At 67.5% G+C, this 17,915-nt stretch carries 16 protein-coding genes; 6 read left to right on the top strand and 10 right to left on the bottom strand.

Going from position 1 to position 17,915, the window contains the following annotated elements; all coding sequences use genetic code 11:
• Positions 1–127: 127 nt before the first annotated feature.
• Entirely contained in the window at positions 128–391 is a 264-nt protein-coding gene (locus DPV79_RS04555; protein ID WP_059495163.1) for a DUF4148 domain-containing protein, read from the top strand.
• Between the two features lie 77 nt (positions 392–468).
• On the opposite strand, the gene DPV79_RS04550 is transcribed toward DPV79_RS04555, so the two are convergent.
• Both DPV79_RS04550 and DPV79_RS04545 read right to left on the bottom strand, forming a co-directional pair.
• Positions 469–834 carry a 5-carboxymethyl-2-hydroxymuconate Delta-isomerase gene (locus DPV79_RS04550; RefSeq protein ID WP_113044913.1) on the bottom strand — a complete coding sequence of 122 codons (366 nt, stop codon included), beginning with the start codon at positions 832–834 and terminating at the stop codon, positions 469–471.
• A gap of 73 nt (positions 835–907) precedes the next feature.
• Positions 908–2,506, bottom strand: a complete 1,599-nt coding sequence (locus DPV79_RS04545; RefSeq protein ID WP_060083836.1) for a thioredoxin family protein — start codon at positions 2,504–2,506, stop codon at positions 908–910.
• Between the two features lie 26 nt (positions 2,507–2,532).
• Between DPV79_RS04545 and DPV79_RS04540 the strand changes: the two genes are divergently transcribed.
• Positions 2,533–2,817 (top strand): hypothetical protein, encoded by a 285-nt coding sequence (locus tag DPV79_RS04540; protein WP_113044886.1) that lies wholly within the window; start codon positions 2,533–2,535, stop codon positions 2,815–2,817.
• On the opposite strand, the gene DPV79_RS04535 is transcribed toward DPV79_RS04540, so the two are convergent.
• Complete coding sequence (locus tag DPV79_RS04535) at positions 2,801–3,301, bottom strand: GNAT family N-acetyltransferase (protein ID WP_113044885.1); 501 nt, start codon at positions 3,299–3,301, stop codon at positions 2,801–2,803. The two genes, DPV79_RS04540 and DPV79_RS04535, sit on opposite strands and share 17 nt — an antisense overlap.
• 584 nt (positions 3,302–3,885) lie before the next feature.
• On the opposite strand from DPV79_RS04535, the gene DPV79_RS04530 reads away from it, so the two are divergent.
• The 3 genes from DPV79_RS04530 (at position 3,886) to DPV79_RS04520 (ending at position 7,918) form a co-directional block, all read left to right on the top strand.
• The gene (locus DPV79_RS04530) at positions 3,886–6,225 is read left to right on the top strand and encodes a phosphocholine-specific phospholipase C (RefSeq protein ID WP_113044884.1); all 2,340 of its coding nucleotides are present in this window, start codon (positions 3,886–3,888) and stop codon (positions 6,223–6,225) included.
• Positions 6,226–6,504: 279 nt separating this feature from the next.
• Complete coding sequence (locus DPV79_RS04525) at positions 6,505–6,774, top strand: hypothetical protein (RefSeq protein ID WP_011353737.1); 270 nt, start codon at positions 6,505–6,507, stop codon at positions 6,772–6,774.
• Between the two features lie 151 nt (positions 6,775–6,925).
• Positions 6,926–7,918, top strand: a complete 993-nt coding sequence (locus tag DPV79_RS04520; protein ID WP_059688056.1) for a DedA family protein/thiosulfate sulfurtransferase GlpE — start codon at positions 6,926–6,928, stop codon at positions 7,916–7,918.
• 52 nt (positions 7,919–7,970) lie between these two features.
• Here the strand turns inward: DPV79_RS04520 and DPV79_RS04515 are convergent, their stop codons facing one another.
• The 7 genes from DPV79_RS04515 to DPV79_RS04485 form a co-directional block, all read right to left on the bottom strand.
• Complete coding sequence (locus DPV79_RS04515; protein WP_113044883.1) at positions 7,971–9,431, bottom strand: OprD family porin; 1,461 nt, start codon at positions 9,429–9,431, stop codon at positions 7,971–7,973.
• A 165-nt stretch (positions 9,432–9,596) separates the two neighbouring features.
• On the bottom strand, positions 9,597–10,616 hold the full coding sequence (locus DPV79_RS04510) for an ABC transporter ATP-binding protein (protein ID WP_059495174.1): 1,020 nt from the start codon (positions 10,614–10,616) through the stop codon (positions 9,597–9,599).
• Entirely contained in the window at positions 10,613–11,605 is a 993-nt protein-coding gene (locus tag DPV79_RS04505; protein WP_059857142.1) for an ABC transporter ATP-binding protein, read from the bottom strand. Before DPV79_RS04505 ends, DPV79_RS04510 begins: the two co-directional genes overlap by 4 nt.
• A 1-nt stretch (position 11,606) precedes the next feature.
• The gene (locus tag DPV79_RS04500) at positions 11,607–12,509 is read right to left on the bottom strand and encodes an ABC transporter permease (protein WP_113044882.1); all 903 of its coding nucleotides are present in this window, start codon (positions 12,507–12,509) and stop codon (positions 11,607–11,609) included.
• Positions 12,510–12,522: 13 nt separating this feature from the next.
• A complete protein-coding gene (locus tag DPV79_RS04495; protein WP_021162452.1) occupies positions 12,523–13,461 on the bottom strand; it encodes an ABC transporter permease subunit in 939 nt (312 codons plus the stop codon).
• Positions 13,462–13,472: 11 nt separating this feature from the next.
• Positions 13,473–15,083 (bottom strand): peptide ABC transporter substrate-binding protein, encoded by a 1,611-nt coding sequence (locus DPV79_RS04490; protein ID WP_042977043.1) that lies wholly within the window; start codon positions 15,081–15,083, stop codon positions 13,473–13,475.
• 179 nt (positions 15,084–15,262) lie between these two features.
• Complete coding sequence (locus tag DPV79_RS04485) at positions 15,263–15,844, bottom strand: cupin domain-containing protein (RefSeq protein WP_021162455.1); 582 nt, start codon at positions 15,842–15,844, stop codon at positions 15,263–15,265.
• Positions 15,845–16,343: 499 nt separating this feature from the next.
• Here DPV79_RS04485 and DPV79_RS04475 point away from each other — a divergent pair, with 499 nt between their 5' ends.
• Complete coding sequence (locus DPV79_RS04475) at positions 16,344–17,864, top strand: peptide MFS transporter (RefSeq protein WP_027790315.1); 1,521 nt, start codon at positions 16,344–16,346, stop codon at positions 17,862–17,864.
• Positions 17,865–17,915: the final 51 nt, after the last annotated feature.

Below are 17,915 nucleotides of genomic sequence, written 5' to 3'. Positions count from 1 at the left end.
ATTGTTGTCTTCCGGAGAACACTACGTTGGGCGCAGCGGCATTTTTCGCGCGTCAGGCGAGGCCTACACTGCTTTCGACGGTCACCGTACGTGATCGGCGCCGTCGAAAACCTGGAGGTATCCGCTCATGAACCCGCTGCTCCGCACACTCGCCCTCGTGGCCGCATTCGCCGCTCCCGTCGCCGCGCAGGCGCAAGCCACCCAGCCGCTCACGCGCGCCGAAGTGCATTCCGAAGTGGTTGCACTGAGAAAAGCCGGCTTCCAGCCGAGCGACTGGTTCTACCCTGCCAGCATCCAGGCCGCCGAAGCGAAGATCGCCCGGCAGCAAGGTGCGCCGCGGGCCGCGGGCGCCGGCTACGGCAATCGCGGCGCGTCCGCCACGGGCCAATAGTCCGGTTTCAAGCCAGCGGGCTGCGCTCGCGTCAGCGCCGCGTTCCCGGCGCGTGCAGCGCGCACCGCGCTGCACGGTCAGCGCGGCTCGATGCCCGCTTTCGCGTACGACTCGCGTTCCAGTTCCAGTATTTCCGTGGACAGTTGCAGGTGCATGCCGGGCGGCGCGACGACGTGCCGCTTCAGTTCCGCCAGCACCCGCTCCGAGAATTCCCGCTTGACGTCAGTCGGCCGGCCGCTCAGCACCGCGAGCTTCGCGTGGACGAACGCGCGAGGCGCCGGCGACGTGCCGACCGCAAATGTATCGAGCCGCAGCGCGCGGCTCTTGATATCGCGCTCGTCGAAATGGCCGGACGCGGCAAGCGCAACATTGAGCGCGCGCAGTGTCGCGCCGGCGTCGAACCCGTCGAGGTTCGCGGAATATTCGAGCGTCAGGTGGGGCATGGGGTCGGTGGCCTCGTCGGTATCGGGAAATGCGCCGGCCGGCATCCCGAAAGCCCACGCAGTGCTACCGGATCTATGCCTTGACCGGCTGGATCAGGCGCTCGCAGGCGCTTGCCTGCGGATCGCCGGCAGGCAGTTTCCCACAGATGCCGTCGAACTGCTTCGCGATCGACCTGACCGATGCGTCGTGCGCACCGCTGCCACGCCAGCGGTTCAACTGCGTGACGACCTTCGTCAACGCGCGCAGGTTCGCGCCGTAGAACGCGTCCCGCGTCTTGTCGGCCTGCGCGAGCACGCTCGCGGCGATCCCTTCGATGCGCGCCGAATCGTCCGGCGCCAGTTCGACCGCGTTCGCGAAATAGGTCGCGCCCCAGCGCAGCTTCGTCGCCGGCCCGCTCGCCGCATCGTATGCCTTGCGGTACCAGTCGAGCGCCGCGGCCTTGTCGCCGCGCGCCTTCGCATTCGCGGCCAGCCCGGACATGAAGTAGTACGGCGTGGACGAGCGCGGCAACTCGGCCTTCAGCAAGGCATCCGACTCGTCGTACAGCCCCGCGTCGGTCAGCGTGTCCGCGCCTTCGCTGACGAGTGCCTGCCGCTCGTATGCGTTCGCGGCGCCCTGCACCGACGCCAGGATCTGTTTGCGCGCCGTGTCGGCCAGCGCCGGCACGGCGAGCGGTGCGCCCTTGCGTGCATCGCCGCGCGCGAGCAGCACGCGGCCGTGCAGCGCCATCAGCCGGTCGATCGACGACAGCGTGGTGTCGGTCGACAGGCGCGCAAGCGCCGTGTCGTACGCGCCGCGCAATTTCGCGCGCTGCGCGTCGCCGCCACCGAGATACGCGACCACACGCGCGGGCGCGGCGACCAGCACGTCCGAATCGGCCCGCGACAAGGCGGGATCCTGCAGCACCGTGCGCAGCGAATCGGCCAGCGCCGTCTTGTCCAGCGCGCCGGCCTGCGCCGGATCGTCGGACGCGGCGACCACGGCCGACTTCAGCGCGAAGCGCGCCGATTCGGCCTTCGCGCCGGCCGCCCGCGCGCGTTGCGCGAGCGACTGCAGCGTCTCGGCCACGCGATCGGCCGGCACCGGCAGCGCGCCGTCGGTATCCCACGAATAGTCGGCCAGCAGGCGCCATTCGTCCGGCGTCAGCGACGCACCGTTCTTCAGCGCGGTCGCGAGCGTCTGCCGCACCGGATGCGCGGCCGTCATCCCGAGCGACAGCGCCTGCATGTAGCGGTCGAGATCGGCTTCGCCCGGCAGCCGCGTCACTTCGGTGCCGTCGGGACGGAACAGGATCATCGTCGGGTAGCCGTGCACCTTGAAGCGCTCGCCGAGCTTCTGCGCGCTTTCGGTATCGCCGTCGAGATACACGGGCACGAAGAACGACGAGCGGGTCTTGAATGCCTGCTGGCTGAAGATCGTCGATTTCACCTGGTTGCACGACGGGCACCACACCGCGCCCCAGTAGAGCAGCAGCGGCTTGCCGGTGCGCTTCGCCAACGCGAAAGCGGCGTCGACGTCGCCGTGCTGCCACGCGATGCCGGGCGGCAGGTGCGCGCCGTCGGGCGATGCGCTCGCGACCGGGGTGCCCGTGGGCGCGGCGGCGGCAAACGCCGCACCCGCGGCGGCAGCGAGCAGGCAGGCGGCAGTCAGATTCCGGAGAGCGGTTTTCATCGAAGCGGGTCCGTTGAAAAAGAAGGTTGCGGGAAGGCGTGGCGCGCCAGGCGACGACGGGAAGCGACGACCTGAAGCGACGCCCATGCAGCGAGATTCATGAAGCGATGAAGCGCACCGGCGTGCGGCGCGGCGCAAGCCGGCGTGCGCCGACGCAAGCCGCGCGCATCGATGCGGCAACCGTCAACGCCGCGCGAAGCGGCCGGCAAATCCTTCAACGATACGATCCGCGCAGCCGGCGGGAAACGAACGAATTCTTGAATGAATATGACGCGCGGCATCGTCGCCGCGCGTTCACTCTCGGCCCTTGATCCGCGCCATGTGATACACGGACATGTGCACGCCGTCACGCAATGCATAACCCGGCGATTCGCCCTCGATCCGGAAGCCGTGCTTCTCGTAGAGCGCGATCGCCGCGCGGTTGTCGGTGAACACGGTCAGCTCGAGGCGCGTGAGGTTCAGCCAGCCTTCCGCGAGATCGATCGCGGCCGCGAGCAGCCGGCTGCCGATGCCGCGCCCGTGCCGTGTCGCGTCGACCATCATGCCGAGCCCTGCCGCATGGCGCCGACGCGGATTCGGTTCGAACTCGAGGCCGAGATGGCCGACCACCGCGCCGTCGATTTCGGCGACGAGGCTCGCGCCGCGCTCGTGCGCGTTGGCGAGCCGCTTCTGCCATTTTTCGAGCGATGGAAACGGATACTGCAGCGTATACATGTACACCGCGGGGTGCGCGGCGATCTGCCGGATCGCGTCGACGTCGTGCGTCTCGCTGTGCCGGATCTTGATGTCGGTCATGGGTGGGCCGGTTCCGAAAAGTCGCGCCCGCGGCGCGGGCTGCGCACATGCGCAGCAACGGATCGAGCTTATCCGATTTCACGCATTTGAAACATCGGCGTCATGCGATGCCGTTGCACCCGCAACGACCGGCGCTCAAGCCACGCCTCCACGCGCAGGGAAAATCTGACCGGCCCGGCGACCGGGGACCGGTAATTCCTTACCCGCTTCCGTCACGCATCGCTTCCCGATGCTTCCCGATCGATCGTTGCGCACGCAACGTCACGCGCGCGACACGCGATGTCATGCCTTCATCACGTCGACGTCACGTCGGCTCCCTAGACTGGGCGCCGCCCAATCCGGCACGTACCGGGCCGGTGCGTGCCGACGTCCTGGCCCGCGCATCACGAGCGCGCGTCGCGCAGGATCGCGGCACCGGCCCAGGCATCCGCGCGACACCACGGATCGTGCGCGATGCGCGCACTTCCGCCACGCGCGGCCGCCGCACCCGGCCGCCCATGCCGCGCGCATCGCCCCGGCGGGCGACGCACGGGCACCGCCGGACGAAGTCACGAACGCTCCCATCATCACAGGACCCGAACGCCATGACGTCACGCCGCACATTCCTCCAGCAGACCGCCACTACCGGCCTCGCCGCCGCCGCACTCGCCGCGTTTCCGCCGAGCATCCGCCGCGCGCTCGCGATTCCCGCGTTTCACGAAACGGGGACCATCCAGGACGTCAAGCACGTCGTGCTGCTGATGATGGAGAACCGCGCATTCGACAGCTACTTCGGCACATTCAAGGGTGTGCGCGGCTACGGCGACCGCTTTGCGGTGCCGTCGCCGAACGGCCGCAACGTGTTCTACCAGACGTACACGAAGCCGACGCCCGCCGCCACCGTCACGCCGTATCACCTCGACGCGAGCCAGGGCAACGCCCAGCGCGCGGGCGGCACGCCGCACACGTGGGCCGATGCGCAGGCCGCCTGGGACCATGGGCGGATGAACCGCTGGCCCGACGCGAAGACGCCGCTGTCGATGGGCTACTACGACGCGGCGGAAGTCCCGTTCCAGCGCGCGCTCGCCGATGCGTTCACGCTGTGCGACCACTATCACTGCGGGATGCACACGGGCACGATCGCGAACCGCCTGTTCTACTGGAGCGGCACCAACGGCCCGAACGGCATCAGCCCGGCCGACGGCAGCCGCGTGAAGATCGCCGCGCTGAACAACCAGTTCAACGGCGGCAACGACATCGGCCCGTCGAGCCAGGGCTGGACCTGGACCACCTACGCCGACCGGCTGCAGCAGGCCGGCGTGAACTGGAAGGTCTACCAGAGCCTGATCGACAACTTCGGCTGCAACGAGATGATGAGCTTCCGCCACTGGCGCGCGGCGATCGAGCAGATGCCGCCCGCGCGCCGGCCCGCCTACGTCGCGTCGACGGACATCACGCAGCCGGTGACGGCGGCCGGCGCGTTCTACGATCCGGCGATCGACGATCCGCTGAGCCCGCTCGCGAAGGGGTTCGGCAACACGATGCCGTACGGCTTCCTCGAAACGTTGCGCGACGACATCCGCAACGGCAAGTTGCCCGAGGTGTCGTGGATCATCCCGCCGTCCGTGTACAGCGAACACCCGGGGCCGTCGAGCCCCGCGCAGGGCGGCTGGTATGTGCAGGCGGTGCTCGATGCGCTGACGGCGAACCCGGAGGTGTGGAGCAAGACGGTGCTGCTGGTCAACTACGACGAGAACGACGGCTTCTTCGACCACATGCCGTCGCCGGCCGTGCCGTCGCGCAACGCCGACGGCACGCTCGCGGGCGGGCATACGCTGCGGGACGCCGACGTCGCGGTCGAGTACCACGACTTCACGCCGACCACGTCGAGCCAGCCGGCGATCGACGGCCGCCCGTACGGCCCCGGCCCGCGCGTGCCGATGTGGGTCGTGTCGCCGTGGAGCCGCGGCGGCTGGGTCAACTCGCAGGTGTTCGACCATACGTCGACGTTGCTCTTCCTCGAAAAACGCTTCGGCGTCGCAGAGCCGCAGATCAGCGCGTACCGCCGCGCGGTGTGCGGCGACCTGACGAGCGCGTTCAACTTCCGCTCGCCGAACAACGAACCGCTGCCGACGCTCGCGGGCCATACGACGAAAAGCCAGGTCGACGCGCTGAGCGCCGCGCAGCAGGCCGCGCCGAAGATCGTGCCGCCGGCCGCGCCGTCGCTGCCGGCGCAGGCGACCGGCGTGCGCCCGTCGCGCGCGCTGCCTTACGAACTGCATGCGAGCGCGCGTGCCGATGCCGGCAACGGCACGCTCACGCTGAAGTTCGCGAATACGGGCCGCGCCGCCGCCGTGTTCCACGTCTATGACAAGCTGCACCTCGACCGCCTGCCGCGGCGCTACGTCGTCGAACCGGGCAAGACGCTGCACGGCGACTGGGCGGCGCGCGCCGACGACGGCGGCAAATATGACCTGTGGGTGCTGGGCCCGAACGGCTATCACCGCCGCTTCACCGGCGACCTGAGCCGCCTGGCCGGTGCCCGCGCGCCCCATCCGGAAGTCCGCGTCGGCTATGCGGGCGCGAGCGGCAACCTCCACCTGCGGCTGCGCAACCACGGCGGCGGCACGGTGCGCTTCACCGTGAAGTCGAACCAGGTCTACGGGCCGCTCCCGGGCCGCGGCGCACACGACGGTCACGGCCATGACCATGGCATCGAGGACGGCAACGGCCAGGGTCGCGGCACCGGTACCACGTGGACGGTCACGGTACGCGCCGGCGACCAGGCCGAACTGGACTGGAAGCTCGACTCGACCGGCCACTGGTACGACTTCATCGTCACCGCGGACAGCGACCCGGGTTTCTCGCGCCGCGTCGCCGGCCGCGTGGAAACCGGCCGCCACTCGGTCAGCGACCCGGCGATGGGGCTCGCCGACCGCTTCTGATGCTGCCGCGGCGACACGCGTTGCGCCACGTTGCGCCGCGTGTCGCCGCCCGCGCCGGGCCGGCCGCGAACGACGCTCGGGCGCCGGCCGCGGCCGGCCCCGATCCGGCGCAAACGCCCGCCCCGCGCGGCTCAAACATCAGAAGGATCGGTGGTTCAGCCCTCATTTCAGCGCGCGAAAATGCTCCGACTTGCGGCCCGTTCGCGTTAAACTGCGTCAGGCTGCATTCAACAAAGACATCTTCGCCACTACGGCATCCACGATACGAGGATAGGTTCGATGCGCACTACCGGCTCATCCGGGGCAATGACCCTGCTCACCGAACACGACCCGGCCGACGGCCGCGAACTGCGCTCGCTCCGGCTCGAGGCAACCGGCGACGGCAAAAGCGTGCTGCTGATCGAGATCGACGAACGCAAGCCCGGCATCCATCGCGAAGTCCGCTACGAGATCACGCCGGCCGAACTGATCGCGGCGATCCGCTCGCACGGCGCCGAGCTGCCCGGCGAAAACCACGGCGCCGCGTCGCTCGCCCGCACCTCCTCCTGATTCCGAACGGTGAGCCGCTCGCAGCGCGTCGGCTCACCGTGCCCCTGCCGCCGTCAGGCGCTTTCCGTCATTCCCGCCGTTGTCTTGAAAAAGGCCGATAATCGGCCCATCTGCGTTTCCTGCCCACGCATGTCCTTTTCGGCCAGCCGTCATGCTCCGTGACCTCGTCGCCCAATACGGGCCGCTTCTCGTCTTCGCCAACGTGCTCGCGGCGGCCATCGGCCTGCCGGTGCCCGCGATGCCGACGCTCGTGCTGTTCGGCGCGATGTCCGCGATGCATCCCGAGATGATCGGCTCGCAACTCGTGACGGTGGTGGCGCTGTCGGTGCTCGGCGCATTGATCGGCGACACCGTGTGGTACGTCGCCGGGCGCCGTTACGGCGGCACGACGCTGAAGACGATCTGCCGGCTGTCGCTGTCGCGCGATACCTGCGTGAGAAAGACCGAACGCTTCTTCGGCCGCTACGGCGTGCGCGTGCTCGCGGTCGCGCGCTTCATTCCCGGGTTGTCGCTGGTATCGGTGCCGATGGCCGGTGCGCTCGGCACGCGCTACCGCACGTTCGCCGGCTACGATGCCCTCGGCGCCGCCCTGTGGACGATCGTCGGCCTGGTGGCCGGGCTGGTGTTCTACCGGCAGATCGACTGGCTGTTCGCCGGCGCGAGCCACCTCGGCCGCGCGGTGCTGCTGGTGATCGTCGCGCTGCTCGCCGTGTATGCGGCCATCCGCTGGATGCGCCGCCGCGCGCTGATCCGCCAGCTCGCCAATGCGCGGATCAGCGTCGACGAACTCGACCTGCTGCTGCGCGACGCCACCGCGCCGGTCGTGCTCGACGTGCGCTCGCCCGAGCACCGCAAGCTCGACCCGTTCACGATCCCCGGCGCGCAATTCGCCGACGATCGCCGGATCGGCGACATCGTCGCGCGCTATCCGCTCTCGCAGAAGTTCGTCGTGTACTGCTCGTGCCCGAACGAAGTGACGGCGGCCCTGATGGCGAAGCGCCTGCTCGACGCCGGCTTCACCGATGCGCTCGCGCTGCGCGGCGGCCTCGACGCCTGGCGCGATACGGGCCGCCAGCTCACGTCGCTCGTGGAAGACATGCCGGCCGCGAACGATCCGGTCGCGGGGCTGCACAAGCCGGCCTGATCGTTTCGATCGAAAGCCGGCCGTGCGAAGCGGGGGCGCATGCCCCCTTCGATCAGAACGCGTGCAGCGGCAGGTTCACGACCAGGCGGTACTCGGTGTTCGTCGCATCCGAGTAGTGCGCCGAACCGGCGTGCCACATCGCGATGAACGTGACCTTCGTGTCCTTCAGCTTGCCGCTCTGGAACGTGTACGACGGGATGAAGCCGAACTCGTGGTGACGGCCCTGCACCGGCGCGCCGTTGCTCCAGTAGATGCTCGACTTGCTCGGGTCGAGCGCCGCGCTCGCGCTGCCGTCCGCGCCCCAGCCCGTCACGCCCCAGACCATCGCCTTGAAGCCCGGCAGGCCCGCTTCCTTGCCGTAGAACGTGTAACGCAGCTGCAGCGACTTTTCGTGCGGCGCGTTGTAGTCGACGTCCATCGAGTTGGTCAGGAAGATGCCGTTCGTTTCGTTCAGGTAGTCGAAGAACTGGTCGCCGAGCACCTGCTGGAAGCCGAGCAGCAGCTCGTGCGGGCCGTGCTGCGCGGCCAGCGACAGGCTGTACGCGTTGTTGTTGATCTTGCCTTGCAGCGCATCGCCCGTGTCGTGCGTCGAGTAGACGTTGCCGAAGCCCGTCCACTTGATCGTCTGCGGGCTGCCGATGCTGTGCTTAACCGACGCGTAGTACTGGTGCCACACGTCGTCGGCCTGGTTCGCGTACAGCGCGATTTCGCCGTTCGGCGAGTAATCCCACGTGCCGCCGACGTACGACAGGCGATTGATGCGCGTGCCGCCGTACTGCGTCGTCAGGTTGGTGAGCGTCGTGTGACCGCGCGCGTCGGTCTTCGTGAAGCTGCCGGCCTCGAGCATCACGTTCTTGAATTCATTGCTGACGAGTGTCGCGCCGAGGAACGTCGGCGGCAGCGCACGGTTGTCGTGCTGCTCCATGAACGGGTTGTCGACGGCCTGCAGACCGTATTTGACCACCGTGTTCGAGATGCGCGCCTTCACGTCGTAGATGCCGGGATAGGCCCATGCGAGCTGGTTGCCGCCACCGCCGCCCTTCGCGATGTGCACCATGCTGCCGGCACCCTGGCCGCCGTCGAGCTTCAGCGCCGCATACAGCGACGCATCGAAGCCGATACCGATCAGGCCCGTCGTATAGCCCGACTCGAAGTTCGCCATCGCGCCCTGGACCCACGCGTGGCGATGCGGGCCGCCCTTGGCGTCGAGCACGTCCGCATAGTTGCGGAACAGGAAGTTGAGATGGCTGTCGGCAATGAAGCCCTTCGACTGCGACTGCGCCGACGGCTCGTCGGGCGGCGTGACGGCCTGGTTCGCTTCGGCGTTGATGACGGCGTTCGGGGTCGTTGCCTGCGCAACGGTCGTGCCCGGTGCGGCCTGTGCGACCGTCAGCGGTGCGGGGGCCGCGTCGTCGGCGTGCGCGACGCCCGTCAGCGAAACACCGGCGAGTGCCGGCAGCCCCCATGCGAGCAGCATTTTCGATGCTGTCCCGATCGTTTTCTGTTTTTTCATCGTAATTCTCGTCTTGTGTTGATATCGTCCACGCCGGCTGCGATCCGCTCCCGGCCCCCCGGCGCGCCCGGTTAAGGACGCGCCTGTACCCGCGGCGCGAAGATCGTTCGCGCCGCACCTACCCCTGTTGACCTGCCTTGGTTATGTTTGCTGCGTCACTTCAGCTCACGCCACACCCGCGCGGATGCACGCGACACGCGCCGCCGACCCCTGCCGAACTTCCGGCAGCGGCACGTCCTGCGCGCACGCGTCGATCGCGACCGGGCAGCGCGTGCGGAATGCGCAGCCGGACGGCGGGTTGAGCGGCGAGGGCATCTCGCCCGCCAGCAGCATCGGGCGGCGAGCACGCTCGCGCGCCGGCTCCGGCGTCGGCGCCGCATCGAGCAGCGCCTTCGTGTACGGGTGTTGAGGGACGCCGTACACGTCATGCCGCGTGCCGAACTCCATCACGCGGCCGAGATACATCACGAGCACACGCTGGCTGATCGCCTTCACCACGGCGAGATCGTGTGCAACGAAAAGATAGGACAACGACAGTTCGCGTTGAAGATCGCGCAGCAGGTTCACGATCTGCGCCTGGATCGACACGTCGAGCGCCGATACGGGTTCGTCGCAGATCACGAGCTTCGGCTCGCTGATCAGCGCGCGCGCGATGCCGACGCGCTGGCACTGCCCGCCGGAAAATTCATGCGGATAGCGCAGCAGGTGGTGCGCGTTCAGGCCGACGCGTTCGAGCATCGTGACCACGCGGCGGCGCACCTCGGTGCGGCCGAGGCCGGCCTGGTGCGTGACGAGCGGCTCCGCGACGACCTGTTCGATCGTCATGCGCGGATCGAGCGACGCGAGCGGGTCCTGGAAGATCATCTGCACTTCGCGCCGCATCGCGGTACCGCGCAGGTGATCGGGCGCGACGGCTTCGCCGCGCCATTTCACGACGCCGGCCGTCATCGGCACGAGCCCGATCAGCGCACGCGCGAGCGTCGACTTCCCGCAGCCCGATTCGCCGACGAGCCCGACGGTCTCGCCGCGCTTCACGTCGAACGACACGCCGTCGACGGCGCGCAGCGTGCCCTTCGGCGACCACGGATAGCCGCCGAGCGGCACACGGAAATGCACTTTCAGCCCATCGACGGACAGCAGCGTGTCGTCCGTCGCGCCGGTATTGCGGCGTTCATCGACGCTCATCGCAGACCTCCCGTCATATCGGCCACGGGCCGGTGGCATGCGCGCACCGCGCCCACGGCGCCATAGGTTTCGAGCGCGGGGCGCGCCGCGCCGCAGCGTTCTTCCGCATACGTGCAGCGCTTCGCGAACGCGCAGCCGGCCGGCGCGGTGCCGGGCATCGGCGGATTGCCGGGAATCGCGACGAGCGGCGCATCGTCCGCGTCGGTCAGGCGCGGCAGCGCGTTGAGCAGGCCGATCGTGTACGGATGCGACGGCGCCGCGAAAATCGATTCGGCCGGCGCGTATTCGACGGTGCGGCCCGCATACATGACCATCACGTCGTCCGCGAGGCCCGCGACCACGCCCATGTCGTGCGTGATCAGCACGATCGCCGTGCCGCGCTCACGGTTCAGCTCGCGCAGCAGGTCGATGATCTGCGCCTGCACGGTCACGTCGAGCGCGGTGGTCGGCTCGTCGGCGATCAGGATCTCCGGCTCGGACAGCAGCGCCATCGCGATCATCACGCGCTGGCGCATCCCGCCCGAGAACTCGTGCGGATACATGCGGATGCGGCGCGCCGCGTCGGGGATACGCACCGATTCGAGCGCCTCGATCGCGCGCTTCGTGGCTTCCCTGCGCGACAGCTTGCGATGCAGCTGCAGCGTCTCGGTCATCTGCCGCTCGATCGTCAGGAACGGATTGAGCGACGTCATCGGGTCCTGGAAAATCATCGCGATCCGGTCGCCGCGCACCTTGTTCAGCGCGCGCGCATCCATCTCGAGCAGGTTGTCGCCGCGATAGCGCGCGGTGCCCGACGTCGTGCCGTTGCCGGCCAGCAGGCCGAGCAGCGCCATCACGGTCTGGCTCTTGCCCGAGCCCGATTCGCCGACGATGCCGAGCGTCTTGCCGGCTTCGAGCGAGAACGACACGCCGCTCACGGCGTCGACCGGCGGCGCGTCCTTGCGCGTGAAGCGCACGCCGAGGTTGTCTACTTCCAGCAGTGCACCCATTTCAGCGATCCTTCGGGTCGAGCGCGTCACGCAGGCCATCGCCGACGAAGTTCACGCAGTAGAGCGTCACGCACAGCATGACGGCCGGGGCCAGCAGCAGCCACGGCATCGATTCCAGTTTCTGCGCGCCGTCCTGGATCAGCACGCCCCAGCTCGTCATCGGTTCCTGCACGCCGAGGCCGAGGAACGACAGCACCGATTCGGTCAGCACGATGCCCGGCACCGAGACCGTCGCGTACACGACGACCACGCCGAGCAGGTTCGGCACGACGTGGCGCCGCACGATCGTGGCCGGCGACACGCCGATCGCGCGCGCCGCATCGACGAACTCGCGGCTGCGCAGCGACAGCGTCTGGCCGCGCACGACACGCGCCATGTCGATCCACGAGAACGCGCTGATGGTCAGCACGACCAGCATGAACGAGCGGCCGAACAGGGTCATCATCAGGATCGCGATCAGCAGGTACGGGATCGCGTACATCATGTCGACGACGCGCATCATCACGGCATCGGTGCGGCCGCCCGCGAAGCCCGCGGTCGCGCCCCACGCGACGCCGAACAGGCCCGACACGAGCGTGCCGAGCACGCCGACCTCGATCGACACGCGTCCGCCGATCAGCGTGCGCACGAGCAGGTCGCGGCCGAGCTCGTCGGTACCGAACCAGTGCTGGTTGGTCCAGGTCGGCGGCAGGCTGATCGCACCCCAGTCGCTCGCGGCCGGATCGGCGGTCAGCAGCCACGGGCCGACGAAACACGCGATCGTGATCAGCGCGAGCAGCACGAGGCTGAACACGGCCGCACGGTTGTGAAGGAAGCGCGCCATGGCAAGCGCGAGCGGCGAGCGCGAACGCGGCGGCGTGTCGGTCTGCACGGGCAGGCCGACGACGGGAGTAGTCGGAGTCATCGCAGTGCCTCGCTCAATAACGGATGCGCGGATCGAGCCACGCGTATGCGAGGTCGACCAGCAGGTTGAACAGCACGGCGCAGACGGTGGTCAGCACGACGAGGCCGAGCACGAGCGTGTAGTCGCGGTTGATCGCACCGTTCACGACGAGCTGGCCGAGGCCCGGCAGCGCGAACACCGATTCGGTGACGACGGCCGCGGTGATCGACGAGATGCAGACCGTGCCGACCAGCGACACGACCGGCATCAGCGCGGGCTTCAGCGCGTGGCGCAGCACGATCGTCGAGCCCGGCAGGCCCTTCGCGCGCGCGGTGCGGATGTAGTTGCTCGACAGCGTCTCGATCATCGAGCCGCGCATCACGCGCGCGAGCAGCGACATGTTGATGAAGGTCAGCAGCACGATCGGCAGCAGCCGGTACTGCCAGCCGCCGTCGCCCCAGCCGCCCGCCGGCAGCCAGCCGTTGCCGGCCGACGTCTTCAGCAGGATCGCGAAGATCCACACGAGCACGGGGCCGAGCACGAACGGCGGCACGACGTTGCCGACGTTGCCGATCAGCATCACGATGCGGTCGATGAAGCTGTCGCGGCGCACGGCCGCGACGGTGCCGAGCAGCACGCCGAGCCCGATCGAGATCGGGATCGACAGGCCGCCCACGCCGAGACTCACCGGCAGCGCCTTGCGCACCAGGTCGTTCACGGACCAGTCGACGTAACGGAACGACGGGCCGAGATCGCCGTGCAGCAGCGCGTTCAGGTACATCAGGTACTGCTTCCACAGCGGCTGGTCGAGGTGATACTTCGCGTTCAGGTTCGCGAGCGTCGCCGCGGACAGCTGCTTTTCCGTATCGAACGGGCCACCGGGCGTCAGGTGCAGCAGCAGGTAGCAGACGGTGACGACCGCGAGGATCGTCGGCACCGCCCACAACGTACGCCTCAATGCGTAGGCCAGCATGATCGCTCCGCTCAGTGCTTGATCAGGTACATGTCCTGCGACGCACGCATGTCGATCACGTTCTTCAGCGAATAGCCACCGACGTACGGCTTCACGAGACGGTCGGCCGAGTACTGGAACAGCGGCACCATCGGCGTGTCGCTCAGAGCGAGATCGTGTGCCTGCGTGAGCAGCGCGGCACGCGCCTTGTCGTCGAGCTTCTGGTTGCCTTCGTCGACGAGTGCATCGGCCTGCTTGTTGCAGTAGCCGACGGTGTTCTGCGCGCTGCCGCAACGCAGCAGGTCGAAGAACGTCATCGCGTCGTTGTAGTCGGCGAACCAGCCGTCGCGCGCGATCTGCACCTTGCCGTCATGGCGCTGCTTCATCAGCACCTTGAACTCGACGTTCTCGAGCTTCGTGTTGATGCCGAGCTTGGTACGCCATTCGGACGCCGCGAACAGCGCGACCTTCTTGTGCAGGTCGTTGGTGTTGTAGGTCAGCGTGAACGACAGCGGCTTCGCGTCCGAATAGCCGGCCTGCTTCAGCAGGTCCTTCGCGGTCGCGACACGTTTCGCCATCGGCCACGACGCCCAGTCCGGCGTGAACGGCTGCACGCCCTTCGTGCCGTTCGGCATCAGGCCGTACATCGGCTTCTCGCCGGCCTGCGTGAGCTTCTGGGTCAGCACGTCGCGATCGAGCACCATCGACAGCGCCTGGCGCACGCGCTTGTCCTTCAGTGCCGGATCGCTGTTGTTCAGGTAGTAGTAGTACGTCGCGAGCTGCAGGCCCTGGCGCAGTTCGCCGCCGAACTGCTTGCTGACCTGCTGGAAGATCCCCGACGGGATCGAGTAGCTGTAGTCGATCTGGCCGGCCTGGTACATGCGCATCGCCGTCTCGTCGCTCTCGATCGGCAGGTACGTGACCTTGTTGATCACGACCTTCGGCGCATTCCAGTATTTCGCATCCTTCGAGATCACGATGCGGTTGTTCGGCTGCCAGTCGACGAGCTGGTAGGCGCCGTTGCTGACGATGTTGCCCGGGCGCGTCCATGCGTCGCCGAGCTTCGTCACCGTGTCCTTGTTCACCGGCGCGAGCGGCACCATCGCGGTGAGCTCGGGGAAGAACGCGACCGGCACGTCGGTCGTCACTTCCAGCGTGTACGGGTCGACGGCGCGCACGCCGAGCGTCGACGGCGCGGCCTTGCCCGCGATGATGTCCTTCGAGTTCTTCACGAACTCGACGAGGATCGTGTACTTCGAGCCCGTCTTCGGATCGACGAGGCGCTGCCATGCATAGACGAAATCGGCGGCCGTCACCGGCTGGCCGTTGCTCCACTTCGCGTCGTGGCGAAGCTTGAAGATCCACGTCGTCGGCGTCTTGCGTTCCCACGACAGCGCGACACCCGGCACGACCTGGCCGGCTGCGTCGATGCGCGCCAGCCCTTCGAACAGGTCGAGGCCGATCGTGTTGCCGGTCCACGATTCGATGTGCGCCGGGTCGAGCGACTCGACTTCGGCGGGCACCTGGCGCGTCAGGTCCTGTTGGGGAGCGAGCGCGACGTTCGACGGAACGGAAACGGCGTGGGCGACAGGCGTCAGGGCGAGCGCGGCCAGCACGGCCGACATGGCATGCAAGGATTTCATCGTGGCAGTCTTGAGAAGGGTTGTTCGGTGAGCGTCGCGCGGCGGATGCCGCGGCTTACGCGTGAGACGCTGACGGGCGCAGCGATTGAGGAGGCCCGTGATTCTCGTATTGCATTTTAGTATTCCTTACGTTTCTTTCGACAGGTATTCCGTCTTCGAAACGAAGGAATACCTGTGCGTTAGAACAGCCTCGGCGTACCCACCCAGACCACCACCGACTCGATCTTCGCGGTGTTGACCCAGCTGTGCGGGACCGTCGACTGATAGTGCGAACTGTCACCGGCCTGCAGGACGAACGTCTTGCCTTCCAGCGTCAGCGACACTTCCCCTTCAATCACATACAGGAACTCCTCTCCTGCATGTGTCGTCACCTCGGACCGCTTCTGCCCCGGCGGCATCCTCACGAGGATCGCCTCCAGCTGGCGCCCTTCGGACACGTTCGTCAGCCTCGCGAACAGGTTCGCCGAATCGGCAAACCCGAAGAAGCGCAGCTGCTCGCCTCGGCAGACCGAGCGCTCCTCGCTCGGCGTATCCACGAAGTACTGCACCGTCACACCGAGCGCGTGCGCGATACCGGCCAACGATGTCAGCGACGGCGACGCGAGCCCGCGTTCGACTTGAGACAGAAACGGCTTCGAAATCCCCGCGGCGGTAGCGGTGTCGTCGAGCGTGCGCTTGAGTCGTTGGCGCAACGCGCGAATCTTGCTGCCCAGAGCGGCGGCAGCATCTGCGGACCGCGAGTTTTCAGTGGGGGGAACCATAGCAGGCCGAAAAGTGATCGTCAAAAAATGTTTGATGGAAAATAACTAAGTTAGAACGATATAGCTTAGTCTTCGGGTTCGCACCCGTCTTCGGTGTTGAGCCCGGTGCACTAAACGGGACACGAAGCGAGCGAAACGACGCGCTATCTTGCCAGACTCGCCGGCTTCACAGGCAAGCTGCAAGCGGCTCTCCGGGAATCTTCGGAGAGCCGGCATGAAAGCTTACAAGTAAATGATGAGACGAATGTTCCTGAAAGCTACTGCCACATTAGGAGTTTCCCTAAGTGGCGGATACCAGACGCACCGGACCGGCAGCCGTTACCATGCGCGCGCCGGTCGGGGCCCTTCCCCGCCACACCAGGCGGAGTCAGGCTCCGGCCCGGGCTAACCGCCCGACTGTTCCATCGCCAGCGCAAAGCTTACCCGGCCCATTGTGCATCGGCGCCAGTTCGACCCCAAGACGACGCGCGATCCGTGCCGTCCGTTTCAAACGAGATTGATGATGCAACCACCTGTTTCACAAACCCGATCGTTCACGACGGTCTTCCTCATCGAAATGTGGGAGCGCTTCGGCTACTACGGCATGGCCGCGCTCCTGGTCCTCTTCATGGTCGACCGGCTCGGTTTCACCGACAGCCATGCGAACCTGACCTGGGGTGCGTTCACCGCACTCGTCTATGCCGCGCCGTCGATCGGCGGCTGGATCGGCGACAAGGTGCTCGGCGCCCGCCGCACGATGATCATCGGCGCGTCCGTGCTCTGCGCCGGCTACCTGATGCTGTCGGTACCGAACGACCAGCTGACGTACATGTACGCGTCGCTCGGCGTGATCGTCGTCGGCAACGGCCTGTTCAAGGCCAACGCGGCGAACCTCGTGCGCCGCATCTATGAAGGCGACGACGCGCGCATCGACAGCGCGTTCACGATCTACTACATGGCGGTCAACATCGGCTCGACGGTGTCGATGCTCGCGACGCCGTGGATCAAGGATCACTGGGGCTGGCACACCGCGTTCGCGGTCTGCTGCGGCGGCATGCTGCTTGCGATCCTCAACTTCATGCTGATGCATCGCACGCTCGCACACGTCGGCTCGCTGCCCGACGACCAGCCGATCCGCTGGAAGCGCCTCGGCGCGGTCGCCCTGGGCGGTGTCGGGCTCGCGCTGGTCACGCTGTACGTGCTGCAGCACAAGCAGCTCGCCGTCGCCAGCGTGTGGACGGCAGCGTTCGCGATCCTCGCGATCTTCGCGTACATGATCGCGAAATCGGAGCGCTCGGAGCGCGCCGGCCTGATCGCGGCGCTCGTGCTGATCGGCCAGGTGATCCTGTTCTTCATCTTCTACGTGCAGATGTCGACGTCGCTGACGCTGTTCGCGCTGCGCAACGTCGATCCGCGCTTCATGCTGTTCGGCACGACGCTGTTCACGTGGAGCGCCGCGCAGTTCCAGGCGCTGAACCCGATCTGGATCATGCTGCTCAGCCCGGTGCTCGTGTGGGTCTACAACGCCGTCGCGAAGGGCGGCCGTGACCTGCCGGTCGCCGCGAAGTACGCGCTCGGCTTCGGCGCAGTGGCCGCGGGCTACCTGGTGTTCACGATCAGCGGCCGCTTTGCGGTGGACGGCCGCGTGTCGTCGTGGTTCATGGTGTGGGGCTACGGCCTCTACTCGCTCGGCGAACTGCTGGTGAGCGGCCTCGGCCTCGCGATGATCGCCCGCTACGTGCCGGCGCGCATGAGCGGCTTCATGATGGGTGCGTACTTCGTCGCGACGGGCGTGTCGCAGTATCTGGGCAGCGTCGTCGCGAACTTCGCGCAGATGCCGTCGCACGAACTGCCGGCCACCGAATCGCTGCCGCTCTACCTGTCGCTGTTCGAGAAGCTCGGCTGGCTCGCCGCGATCGGCATGCTGCTCGCGCTGCTGCTGCTGCCGCTGATGAACCGCCTGTCGCGCCAGCACCAACGTTGTGCGGAAGAGCGCCGCGAGGAATCGCTGCAGGCGCAGGGTGCCGCCACGGCCCAGTAAGGACTATCCCTCGGCGTGCGGCCTGCACGCCACATTCTCCCGCCGGTTGCG

The sequence above is a fragment of the Burkholderia reimsis genome (assembly GCF_003294055.1).
Classification (GTDB): Bacteria; Pseudomonadota; Gammaproteobacteria; order Burkholderiales; family Burkholderiaceae; genus Burkholderia; species Burkholderia cepacia.
Note: the sequence above shows the minus strand (reverse complement) of the source record. Positions and strands in the feature narration are given on the sequence as shown.